Origin of the sequence: Salinarimonas ramus (assembly GCF_014645695.1) — a bacterium.
GTDB lineage: Bacteria > Pseudomonadota > Alphaproteobacteria > Rhizobiales > Beijerinckiaceae > Salinarimonas > Salinarimonas ramus.
Map to the genome: position 1 here is coordinate 23,693 of NZ_BMMF01000007.1, position 11,411 is coordinate 35,103.

Annotated in this window: 11 protein-coding genes; 3 read left to right on the plus strand and 8 right to left on the minus strand. The window is 70.3% G+C overall.

What is annotated here, in order from left to right; genetic code table 11:
- Positions 1–241 precede the first annotated feature (241 nt).
- The 3 genes from cysS to cimA are packed head-to-tail and all read left to right on the plus strand — an operon-like array spanning position 242 to position 3,779.
- Positions 242–1,678, plus strand: a complete 1,437-nt coding sequence (gene cysS / locus IEX89_RS12665; protein ID WP_188913492.1) for a cysteine--tRNA ligase — start codon at positions 242–244, stop codon at positions 1,676–1,678.
- On the plus strand, positions 1,675–2,190 hold the full coding sequence (locus IEX89_RS12670; RefSeq protein WP_188913494.1) for a GNAT family N-acetyltransferase: 516 nt from the start codon (positions 1,675–1,677) through the stop codon (positions 2,188–2,190). Before cysS ends, IEX89_RS12670 begins: the two co-directional genes overlap by 4 nt.
- The gene (gene cimA / locus IEX89_RS12675; protein ID WP_210317628.1) at positions 2,187–3,779 is read left to right on the plus strand and encodes a citramalate synthase; all 1,593 of its coding nucleotides are present in this window, start codon (positions 2,187–2,189) and stop codon (positions 3,777–3,779) included. Before IEX89_RS12670 ends, cimA begins: the two co-directional genes overlap by 4 nt.
- 115 nt (positions 3,780–3,894) lie before the next feature.
- Here cimA and recA read toward each other — a convergent pair whose 3' ends face one another.
- The 8 genes from recA to flgB all read right to left on the minus strand — a co-directional run bounded on the left by recA (position 3,895) and on the right by flgB (position 11,268).
- The gene (gene recA, locus IEX89_RS12680) at positions 3,895–4,986 is read right to left on the minus strand and encodes a recombinase RecA (RefSeq protein ID WP_188913498.1); all 1,092 of its coding nucleotides are present in this window, start codon (positions 4,984–4,986) and stop codon (positions 3,895–3,897) included.
- 305 nt (positions 4,987–5,291) lie between these two features.
- Positions 5,292–7,823 carry a cell cycle histidine kinase CckA gene (gene cckA / locus IEX89_RS12685; protein WP_188913500.1) on the minus strand — a complete coding sequence of 844 codons (2,532 nt, stop codon included), beginning with the start codon at positions 7,821–7,823 and terminating at the stop codon, positions 5,292–5,294.
- 33 nt (positions 7,824–7,856) lie between these two features.
- Entirely contained in the window at positions 7,857–8,924 is a 1,068-nt protein-coding gene (flhB, locus tag IEX89_RS12690; protein ID WP_188913502.1) for a flagellar biosynthesis protein FlhB, read from the minus strand.
- A gap of 13 nt (positions 8,925–8,937) precedes the next feature.
- Positions 8,938–9,696 carry a flagellar biosynthetic protein FliR gene (gene fliR, locus IEX89_RS12695; protein ID WP_188913504.1) on the minus strand — a complete coding sequence of 253 codons (759 nt, stop codon included), beginning with the start codon at positions 9,694–9,696 and terminating at the stop codon, positions 8,938–8,940.
- Positions 9,697–9,772: 76 nt separating this feature from the next.
- Positions 9,773–10,039 (minus strand): flagellar biosynthetic protein FliQ, encoded by a 267-nt coding sequence (locus IEX89_RS12700; RefSeq protein ID WP_188913506.1) that lies wholly within the window; start codon positions 10,037–10,039, stop codon positions 9,773–9,775.
- A 45-nt stretch (positions 10,040–10,084) separates the two neighbouring features.
- On the minus strand, positions 10,085–10,414 hold the full coding sequence (fliE, locus tag IEX89_RS12705) for a flagellar hook-basal body complex protein FliE (protein ID WP_188913508.1): 330 nt from the start codon (positions 10,412–10,414) through the stop codon (positions 10,085–10,087).
- A 24-nt stretch (positions 10,415–10,438) separates the two neighbouring features.
- Complete coding sequence (gene flgC / locus IEX89_RS12710) at positions 10,439–10,849, minus strand: flagellar basal body rod protein FlgC (protein WP_188913510.1); 411 nt, start codon at positions 10,847–10,849, stop codon at positions 10,439–10,441.
- Positions 10,850–10,869: 20 nt separating this feature from the next.
- Positions 10,870–11,268 (minus strand): flagellar basal body rod protein FlgB, encoded by a 399-nt coding sequence (gene flgB / locus IEX89_RS12715; RefSeq protein WP_188913512.1) that lies wholly within the window; start codon positions 11,266–11,268, stop codon positions 10,870–10,872.
- Positions 11,269–11,411 lie beyond the last annotated feature (143 nt).

The window sequence follows — 11,411 nt, forward strand, 5'->3', positions numbered from 1 at the left end:
GCCGCCGGGAACGCATCACGCACGCGGGCGGCGTCTTGACTGATTTGCGCGAAAAAGGCAATCAGGTTCCATGCAGACGGCGCGTCCCATCGCCATTTCCATTTGTCGCTAGCGCTCACCCGCTGGCTGGAGCCGTCACGTCCTCACGACAGGTCGACATCTCCCCGAGCCGGCGGGCACCGGAGGTTGTCGCATGGGTGATCATCGCGTCGAGACATCGGCCGGACCCGCGGAGGAACGTATGCCCGAGAGGCGAGAGGAGCCGGCGCGCGAGACGCCGCTCGTCCTTTACAACACCCGCACCCATGCCAAGGAGCCGTTCGCCCCGATCGATCCGGCCCATGTGCGGATGTACGTCTGCGGACCGACCGTCTACGACGACGCCCATATCGGCAACGCGCGCCCGGTGATCGTCTTCGACGTGCTGTTCCGGCTCCTGCGCCACGTCTACGGCGCGGGCGCGGTGACCTATGTCCGCAACATCACGGACGTCGACGACAAGATCAACGCACGTGCCGCCCGCGACTTCCCCGGGCTGCCGCTCAACGAGGCGATCCGCCGGGTGACCGAGGCGACGCAGGCGCGCTACGAGGCCGCCGTCGCGGCGCTGGGCAACCTGCCGCCCAGCGTCGAGCCGCGGGCGACGGAGCACATCGCCGAGATGCGCGAGATCATCGAGCGCCTGGTCGCGCGCGAGGTCGCGTATGTCGCGCAAGGCCATGTCCTATTCTCGGTCGCCGCCATGGAGCGGGCCTCAGGCGTGCCGCGCTACGGCTCGCTGGCGCGCCGCTCGCTCGACGAGATGATCGCCGGCGCGCGGGTCGACGTCGCCTCCTACAAGCGCGACGAGATGGACTTCGTGCTCTGGAAGCCCTCCTCGGGGGGCGAGCCGGGCTGGCCCTCGCCAGCGGGGATCGAGGGGCTCGGGCGGCCGGGCTGGCACATCGAGTGCTCGGCCATGGCGTGGAAGCACCTCGTCGCCCCCTTCGCCGGGCGCCTCGCCTGCAGCGACGTCGAGGCCGAGATCTTCGACATCCACGGTGGCGGCATCGACCTCGTCTTCCCGCACCACGAGAACGAGGTCGCGCAATCCTGCTGCGCCTTCGAGATCCCGCGGATGGCGAACGTGTGGATGCACAACGGCTTCCTGCAGGTCGAGGGCGAGAAGATGTCGAAGTCGCTCGGCAATTTCGTCACCATCGCCGATGTCCTGAAGGACTGGCCGGGGGAGGTCGCGCGGCTCGCGATGCTCAAGACGCATTACCGCCAGCCGATCGACTGGACCTTCCGCGGGCTGGAGGAGGCCGAGCGCAACCTGACGCGCTGGTACGCCGATCTCGGCGATGCCGACGCGGGTGCCGACGCGGATCCGGCGGTCCTCGCGGCGCTCGCCGACGACCTCAACACGCCCGCCGCCGTCGCGGCGCTGCACCACGCGGCGCCGGCGGGGCGGCGCGCGGCTTTGGCGCTGATGGGCTTCTCGGGCGATCCCGCATCGCTCGCCCGCTCGGCCGAAGGACTCGACGTCGCGGCCGTCGAGGCGCTGGTCGCCGAGCGCGACGCGGCACGCGCGGCCAAGAACTGGGCCGAGAGCGACCGCCTGCGCGACATTCTCGCCGGCATGGGCGTGACCGTGAAGGATTCGAAGGCGGGGACGACATGGGAGGTGGCGCGATGACCCGCACGCCGCCCGTCGCGCTCCGCCCCCTCCTCGCCGACGACGTCGTCGTCTGCGCGCAGATCTTCCGCGACGCCATCGAGGCGCTGACGGGAGAGGATTACGACGTCGGGCAGCAGGAGGCCTGGGCCTCGGCCGCCGACGATCTCGACGCCTTCGGCGCGCGCCTCGGCAAGGCCCTGACCATCGTGGCCGTGGAGGACGGCGAGGTCGTGGGCTTCGCCTCGCTCGAGGGCAACGAGACCTTCGACATGCTCTACGTCGCCCCCGACGCGTCGGGGCGCGGCGTCGCGACGACGCTCTCCGACGCGATCGAGAAGCTCGCCGGCGCCCGCGGCACGAAGGTTTTGTCGGTGAAGGCCTCCGACACCGCCCTGCCCTTCTTCATGGATCGCGGCTACGAGCCGCGCGAACGCGCCACCGTCCATCGTGCGGGCCAATGGCTCGCCAGCACGACGATGACGAAGGCGCTCGAGCCGCCGCAGACGAGCGGCCAAGGAAGACCCTCATGACCGCGCGCATCCACCTGTTCGACACGACGCTGCGCGACGGCGCCCAGACGACGGGCGTCGACTTCTCGCTCGCCGACAAGATCGCCATCGCCGGCCATCTCGACGCGCTCGGCGTCGATTACGTCGAGGGCGGCTATCCGGGGGCGAACCCGCTCGACACCGAGCTCTTCCGCGAGAAGCGCACCCAGCGCGCCCGCTTCACCGCCTTCGGCATGACGAAGCGCGCGGGGCGCTCGGCCGCCAACGATCCAGGCATCGCCGCTCTCCTCGACGCGGAGGCGGACGCGATCTGCTTCGTCGCCAAGGCCTGGGACTATCACGTGCGCGTCGCCCTCGAGATCGAGCCGGAGGAGAACCTCGCCGCCATCCGCGAGAGCGTCGCGGCGGCGATCGCGCGCGGGCGCGAGGCCATGGTCGATTGCGAGCATTTCTTCGACGGCTACAAGGCGAACCCGGACTACGCGCTCGCCTGCGCGCGGGCGGCCTACGAGGCGGGGGCGCGCTGGGTGGTGCTGTGCGACACCAACGGCGGCACGCTGCCGAGCGAGGTCGCGGCCATCGTCACGCGGGTGTCGGAGGTGGTGCCCGGCGACAATCTCGGCATCCACGCCCACGACGATTGCGGCTGCGCCGTCGCGAACTCGCTCGCGGCTATCGAGGCCGGGGCGCGCCAGGTGCAGGGGACGTTGAACGGGCTCGGCGAGCGCTGCGGCAACGCCAACCTCGTGACGCTGATCGGCACGCTCGCCTTGAAGCCGCGCTTCGCGGAGCGCTTCGCGACGGGGGTGACGCCCGAGGCGCTCTCGCGCCTCACCCCGGTCTCGCGGGCCATCGACGAGCTGCTCAATCGCCAGCCGAACCGGCACGCGCCCTATGTCGGCGCGAGCGCCTTCGCCACCAAGGCCGGCATCCACGCCTCCGCCGTGCTCAAGGACCCCAAGACCTACGAGCACGTCGAGCCGGAGCGGGTGGGCAACCTGCGCCGCGTCCTCGTCTCCGACCAGGGCGGCAAGTCGAACCTTCGCGCGGAGCTCGAGCGGCTCGGCCTCGATCTCGGCAAGGACGACCCGCGCCTCGGGCGCATGCTCCAGGTGCTCAAGGAGAAAGAGGCTCTGGGCTACGCCTACGAGGGCGCGGACGCCTCCTTCTACCTCCTCGTCAAGCGCGTCATGGGCGAGGTGCCGGACTTCTTCGACGTGGAGCGCTACTCGGTGAACGTCGAGCGGCGCTGGAACGCCAAGGGCGAGCTCACCACCGTCGCCGAGGCGATCGTCAAGGTGCGCGTCGGCGACGAGGTGCTGATCTCGGCCGCGGAGGGCAACGGCCCCGTCAACGCGCTGGACGTCGCGCTCCGCAAGGATCTCGGCCGCTACCAGGAGCCCATCGCCGGCCTCGAGCTCATCGACTTCAAGGTGCGAATCTTCCAGGGCGGCACGGACGCGGCGACCCGCGTCCTCGTGGAGTTCCGCGACGGCGACGGCAGTCGCTTCACGACGGTGGGCGTGTCGCCCAACATCATCGACGCGTCGTTCGAGGCGCTGACGGACGCCATCGACTACACGCTGCTCAAGGCCGGCGCGACCGCCTGAGAGATCCCGCCGGCCGCGCGGGCGAGGGGGACGGCGCGCGTGCGCGGCGTCCCCTCCCCGTGCCGACCGAGCGCTGCACTGCCGCGCCCGGCGGCGTGCCTGCTCGGTGCGCGGATCAGGCCTCGCCTTCGTCGAGATCCTCGGCCGTCGGCGTCGCCTCGTCGAGGATGCGGTCGGCGAGCACGCCCGAATTCTGCCGGATGGCGTCCTCGATGCGCTTGGCGACGTCGGGATTGTCCTTGAGGAAGGTCTTGGCGTTCTCGCGCCCCTGCCCCAGCCGCTGGCTGTCGTAGGAGAACCAGGCGCCGGACTTCTCGACGATGCCGCCCTTCACCCCGAGGTCGAGCAATTCGCCGACCTTCGAGATGCCCTCGCCGTACATGATGTCGAACTCGACCTGCTTGAACGGCGGGGCGACCTTGTTCTTGACGACCTTGACGCGCACCTGGTTGCCGATCGCCTCGTCGCGGTCCTTGAGCGTCGAGGTGCGGCGGATGTCGAGGCGCACGGAGGCGTAGAACTTCAGCGCGTTGCCGCCCGTCGTCGTCTCCGGCGAGCCGTACATGACGCCGATCTTCATGCGGATCTGGTTGATGAAGATCACCATCGTCTTCGAGCGCGAGATCGAGCCCGTGAGCTTGCGCAGCGCCTGGGACATCAGGCGCGCCTGCAGGCCGGGCTGCACGTCGCCCATCTCGCCCTCGATCTCGGCGCGCGGCGTCAGCGCCGCGACCGAATCGACGACGAGCACGTCGACGGCGCCGGAGCGCACGAGCGTGTCCGTGATCTCGAGCGCCTGCTCGCCCGTGTCGGGCTGGGAGATCAGCAGGTCGTCGAGCTGCACGCCGAGCTTGCGGGCGTAGACCGGATCGAGCGCGTGCTCGGCGTCCACGAAGGCGCAGACGCCGCCCTTCTTCTGGGCCTCCGCGATCGTGTGGAGCGCGAGCGTCGTCTTGCCCGACGATTCCGGCCCGTAGATCTCGATGATTCGCCCGCGCGGCAGCCCGCCGACGCCGAGCGCCACGTCGAGCCCGAGAGATCCCGTCGACACCGTCTCGATCTCGACCAGCGGCTGGTTCTTGCCCATCCGCATGATCGAGCCCTTGCCGAACGAGCGCTCGATCTGGGAGAGCGCCGCATCGAGCGCCTTCGCCTTGTCCTTGTCCATGGAGGAGCCTTCCACCAGCCTCAGCGTAGCCTGAGCCATATCGCGATGTCCTTATTGCACGGGGTGGAGAGAAATCTCAACGCGGCGTCGACATCCCGAATGTACGCACTTCGTTCTCGTACGCAAGGGAGAAAACGAAAGCGGAACGAATTTTTCGTCTCTTGCAGCAGGCATCCTTCAGGGCCTGCAGACGCGCCGGGCGGAAAGCGCGTTCGCGGCCTGTTCCTTGCGCGGATGCATGAACGCTCGGACGCTCCGACGCGCGTCGCAGGCGCCCCCGGCCCGCATCGCTCCACAGGAAAGACCGCTCCGCGACGCGAGCGCGCAGTGCGGTCACCGGCCCCTCAGCGCCCCATCGTCTCCTTCACCGTCTCCACCAGCTGCTTGAGCGTGAAGGGCTTGGGCAGGAAGGCGAATTCCTCGCCCTCGGGGAGGTTCTTCTTGAAGGCGTCCTCGGCATAGCCGGAGACGAAGATCACCTTGAGGTCGGGGTGGGTCTTGCGCAGTTCGCGCAGGAGCGAGGGCCCGTCCATCTCGGGCATCACCACGTCCGAGACGACGATGTCCACGGGCGTCTCCGCCTCGGCGATCGCCTCCAGCGCCTCGACGCCGGACGCGGCCTCGAGCACCGTGTAGCCGCGCGCCTTCAGCGCACGCGAGTTCACCGCGCGTACGGGGTCCTCGTCCTCGACGAGGAGCACGACGCCCTGGCCGGTGAGGTCGGCGGCGGGGCGGCGCAGCGTCTCCAGCCGCTCGGCCGCGACCTCGGCGGAGGTCTGCACGTGGCGCGGCAGGTAGACCTTGAAGGATGCCCCCTCGCCGGGCTTCGAATCGACGTAGACGAAGCCGTTCGACTGCTTGACGATGCCGAACACGGTCGAGAGGCCGAGCCCGGTGCCCTTGCCGATCTCCTTCGTCGTGAAGAACGGCTCGAAGATCTTGTCCATCACCTCGGGCGGAATGCCGGTGCCGGTGTCCGCCACCTCGATGAGGACGTAATCCGCCGCCGGCATGCCCGGCCGCTCCAGCCGCCCGGCCTCCTCGGCGGGGACGTTGGCGGTGCGGATCGTCAGCTTGCCGCCGTCGGGCATGGCGTCGCGGGCGTTCACCGCGAGGTTGATGACGACCTGCTCGAGCTGATGCACGTCCGCGCGGATCGGCCACAGGTCGCGCCCGTGGCGCAGGTCGAGCTCGACGCGCTCGCCCAGCAGGCGCTTCAGGAGCATGGTCAGGTCGGACATGGTGTCGCCGAGATCGAGCACCTCCGGGCGCAGCGTCTGGCGGCGCGAGAAGGCCAGCAGCTGGCGCACCAGGCTCGCCGCCCGGTTCGCGTTCTGCTTGATCTGCATGATGTCCTGGAAGGCCGGATCGGTGGGCCTGTGGTTGGCCAGCAGCAGGTCCGAATAGCCGATGATCGCCTGGAGCACGTTGTTGAAGTCGTGCGCCACGCCGCCGGCGAGCTGGCCCACCGCCTGCATCTTCTGCGCTTGCGCGAACTGCGTCTCGAGCTGGCGCTGCTCGGTGGTCTCGAGCGCGTAGACGATGGCGACCTCGCCCTCGCCGTCGGTCTCGTTGACCGGGCTCGTCCAGATCCGCGCCGAGCGCTCGGCGGGGCCGACGATGCCGATCTCGACGGGCTCGGCCGCGCGCGCCTGCTCGGCGGCGGCGAGGGCACCCAGCAGCGCCTCGCGGTCGCGCTCCAGGATGCGATCGGCGAGATGCGCCTCCTCGCCGCCCGGCTCGGCGCGCGGCATCGTGTTGAACAGCCGCACGAAGGGCGCGTTGGCGCGCAGGATGCGGCCCTCGCGCCCGAGCGTGGCGATGGCGATCGGCGTGTTGTTGAAGAAGCGCGCGAAGCGCACCTCCGCCGCGCGCTGGGCGTCGGCGGAGCCCTCCTCGCCGGCGGAGCGGTTGATGACGAGGGTGCGCGAGGCGCCGCGCTCGCCCTCGATGCCGAAGGCGACGCGGTGGTAGAGCCGCACCGGCAGCGCCTGCCCGGCGCGCCGCACCATGTCGATGTCGAAGATCTCGGTGCGCACCTCGCCGGGGGCGCCTTCGACGGAGGCGAGCAGGGTCGCGACGTCGAAGGGCACCATGTCCTCGAGCGCGAGCCCGCCCGAGCCGACCTTGGCGAGGTCGTGGTCGAGCCAGGCGGCGAGCGTGGCGTTCATGTAGGCGACGGAGCCGTCGGGCTCCACGGAGAAGAAGCCCGCCGGCGCGTGGTCGAGATAGTCGATGGCGTGCTGGAGCTCCTGGAAGACGTTCTCGTGGCGCTCGCGCTCGTGGGTCACGTCGGCGATGGACCAGAGCACGGCGGGCTTGGCGCCGGGGCGCGGCAGCGGGCGCACGCGCACGCGGTACCAGCCGTAATCGGCGCGGCTTCCGAGCGCGGGCGAGAGGCGGATCTCCTCGGCGAGCGCCCGCTCCTCCCGCGCGGCCTGGGCGAGGCGGTAGATCGCCTCGGAGACCTCCGGCGCGCCCACGAAGAGGCGCTCCACGGTCTTGATCTCGGCGAGGTCGGTCGCGGCGGCAAACGAGAGATAGGCCTCGTTGGCGTAGGCCACGCGCCCGTCGCCCTCCACCACGACGAGCCCCTCGGAGGACGAGTCCGCCATCGCCTTCGTCAGGTCGTTGCGCGCGCCCTGGCCGGTGAAGCCGAGCGCGCCGATGGCGTAGGCGGTCACGAAGAACACGCCCGCCATGGCGAGGAGCGCCAGCAGCGCGGTGATCAGCGGCTGGGCCTGCTCGCTCGTGACGAAGGAGAGCCCGAAGAAGGCCGCCGGCAGGACGAGGGCGAGAACGACGAGGAGCCAGATCTTGCCGGGCTTCTCGGTGCGCTCGACCGCGCGGGAAGGCTTGTCGCTCGTCGGAGCCATGGCTCGTGTTCGCTCGTTTTCTCGCATACGCGGTTATGCCCGACGCCGCCTGAGCCGCAAGACGTATCCGATGACTTCGGCCACGGCGGCGTAATGTTCCACCGGGATCTCCCGGTCGATCTCGACCGTCGCGTGCAGCGCGCGCGCCAGCGGCGGGTTTTCGATGATGGGCACGTCGTGCTCGCGCGCCTTCTCGCGGATCTTCAGCGCGAGGGCGTCGACGCCCTTGGCGAGGCAGATCGGCGCGGGCATGCCCTTCTCGTACTTGAGCGCCACCGCGTAGTGGGTCGGGTTGGTGATCACCACCGTCGCCTCCGGCACGGCCGCCATCATGCGCCTGCGGGCGCGCTCCATGCGCAGCTGGCGCTGGCGGGCCTTCACCTCGGGCGAGCCCTCGGTCTGCTTGAACTCCTCCTTGATCTCGCGCCGCGTCATGCGCTGGCGCTTGAGCCAGGCGAAGCGCTGGTAGAGCGCGTCCCCGATCGCGACGAAGAAGAACAGCGCCAGCGTGCCGCCGAGCAGCTTCACCGAGAGGTCCTTGACCTCCACGAAGAGCAGCGTGGGGCTCTCCTGCACCAGCGTGTCGATGCGCGCGCGCTCGTTCCACAGGAGGATTGCGACCAGCGTGCCGATGATGGCGAGCTTGAGCAGCCCCTTGGCGAAGTTGACGAACGCCTCCATGCCGAAGACGCGCTTGAAGCCGGCGATGGGGCTGATGCGGTCGAGCTTGGGCGTCAGCGGCTCGACGGTCCAGAGCGGGCGGTGCTGCAGCCCGCCGCCGACGAGGCCCGCCACGATGAAGATCGCGAAGGGCGCCGCGAGCGCGATCAGCACGGTGGCGATGGCATCGCGCCCCACCGCGAGGTGCCCCGCTCCGTCCGTCACCTGGTGCGCGTTGGCGAAGAAGCCGGTGACGCCCTGCAGGATCGTCTGCGCGCTCCAGCCCGACGTGAGGAGGGCGGCCAGCGTGAAGCCGCCGAGCACGAAGAAGGTGGTGATCTCCTGGCTCTTGGCGACGTCGCCCTTCTGGATCGCCTGCTCGAGCTTCCTGGCGGTCGGCTCTTCCGTGCGATCGTCCTGCTCGGTGTCCTGGTCGGCCACGCGCCCCTCCTCCTCACAGGCCCGAGATCAGGGCGAGGAAGGCGCGCAGGTCCTCCAGGAACACGCTCATCATCACGCCGACGACGATGGCCAGGACGAGGAAGCCGCCGAGGATCGTCGCGGGCAGCGCCAGGAAGAACACCTGCAGCTGCGGCATCAGGCGCGAGAGGATGCCGAGCCCGAGATTGAACAGGATCGCGAAGACGACGAAGGGCGCGGAGATCTGCACCGCGAGCGCGAAGCCGCGCCCCACGGCCTCGATGCCCAGCCGCGCCACGTCCCCGCTCTCCGGCAGGCCGCCGGGGGGCAGCATGTCGTAGCTCGCCCGCACCGCGGCGATGGCGAGGTGGTGCAGGTCGGTGACGAAGATGAGCGTGATGGCGAGCAACGTGAGGAAGTTGCCGACCGCGGTCTGCTGGCCGCCCATGGACGGGTCGACGGTCATGGCGAAGCCCAGCCCCATCTGCTGCGCGATGATGGTGCCCGCCGTCTGCAGCGCGCCGATCACCATGCGCACCGCGAGCCCGAGCACGAGGCCCACCAGGATCTCGCCGAAGAGGAGCGTGAGGGTCTCCGGGCCCGCGACGCCCTGCGGCTCGACCAGCGGGCGCACGGCGGGATAGACGACGATGGTCAGGAGCACCGCGAAGGCGAGGCGCACCCGCGGCGAGATCAGCTGCTCGCCGAGCCCCGGCAGCAGCATGACGAGCGTCCCCACCCGCGCGAAGGCGAGCATGAACGTCGTCGCGACGGCTGGCGAGAGGAGCTCCATGGCCGTGGACGATACGAGATTCGCGCGCCGTGCGCGCGGGTCGGCCGCAATCGCCGGGATCGCGACCGCCCCCACCTCACCCGCCCGCCACGATGCGCTCGGCGACGCGGGTCATGTAGCCGGCGAGCGCGTCGCTCATGAGGGGGAGCATGACGAGCAGCGCCGCGAAGACGGCGATGATCTTGGGCACGAAGACGAGGGTCTGCTCCTGGAGCTGCGTGAGCGCCTGGATGAGCGAGATGACGACGCCGACGCCCAGCGCGACGAGCATCACGGGCGCGCCCACGACGAAGAACACCATGATGCCGTCGCGGGCGATGTCGAGGATGGCGGCACCGGTCATGGGGGATCTCGTCTTTCTCTCGTTTCGTCTTCTCGCGCGTCGCCGTCAGATCGGCATGCGCATGATCTCTTCGTAGGCCTGGATGACGCGGTCGCGCACGGCGACGAGCGTGTTGAGCGCGGCCTCGCTCTCGGCGACGGCGGTGACGACGTCGACGACGTCGGCGCGGCCCGCCGCCGCGGCGCTCGCCTGCGCCTCGGCGGCGCGGCCGGCCTCGGCCACGGAGCCGAGCGCACCCTGGACCATGGCGCCGAAATCGGGGCGCTCGCCCCCCGCGCCGCCGAGGCGGCCGGCGGCTCCGCCACCGCGATCGAGCCCCTGCGCGATCCCTTGCACCGAGGCGTAGGCGTTGGCGGCGAACAGGTTCGTGGACATCGTTCAGATCTCCCCTCTCGCGGCTCAGGCGCGCAGGATGTCGATGGTGCGGCTCAGCATGCGGCGCGTCGCGTTGACGAGATTCAGGTTCGCCTCGTAGCTGCGCTGCGCCTCGCGCATGTCCATGCTCTCGACGAGAGAGGACACGTTGGGCAGCTTGACCTGGCCGTCCTCGTCGGCGGCCGGGTGGCCCGGGTCGAAGCGGCTGCGGAAATCGCTCTGGTCCTCCTGCACGCGGCCGAGCTCGACCGTGCGCACGCCCAGCTCCCGGTCCAAGCGCTCGACGAAGGTGGGGATGCGCCGCCGGTAGGGGTCCGCGCCGGGCGTGGCGGCGGTGGAATCGGCGTTGGCGATGTTCTCCGCGATGACGCGCATGCGCCCCGACTGGGCCTTGAGGCCCGAGGCCGCCACCGCGATCGTCCTGAGGAAGTCCATGATCGGTCTCCGTCCCCTGCTCAGCGACGGCCGACGGCCGTGCGGAGCATCGCGAGGTTCCTCTCGTAGAGCGAGGCGGCGAGCTGGTAGTCGGCCTGGTTCTGGGCGACCTTCAGCATCTCCTCCTCGAGGTTCACGGCATTGCCCGAGGGCCGCACCTCGAAGCGCGCCCCGTCGGTCTCGGACACGTTGCGCGAGGCGTTCGCCGGGGCGATGTGCAGCGGGCTCGTGCGCACCGGCGAGAGCGTCGTCGAGACCGCGCGCCCGTCCGCGCCGAAGCGCGGTTGGGCCACGTCGCGCGGGGCGAAGCCCGGCGTGTCGGCGTTCGCGACGTTCTCGGCGAGCAGCTTCTGGCGCGCCTGATGCCAGTGCAGGCGCGTCTTCAGCATCTCGAGGAGGGGCAGGCCGGCGGCGCTCACGGCGGTGGCTCCGGGTGCGTGTCGGCGGGCGATCCGCCGTTCGGGCGTCGACGGCGCCCGATTCCGGCCCCGCCTTGGGCAAAATTTGCCGGCATGTTGGTTAACGGCGCGTTAAAGAACTCCCACCGTCTGGTGGTTTCGTG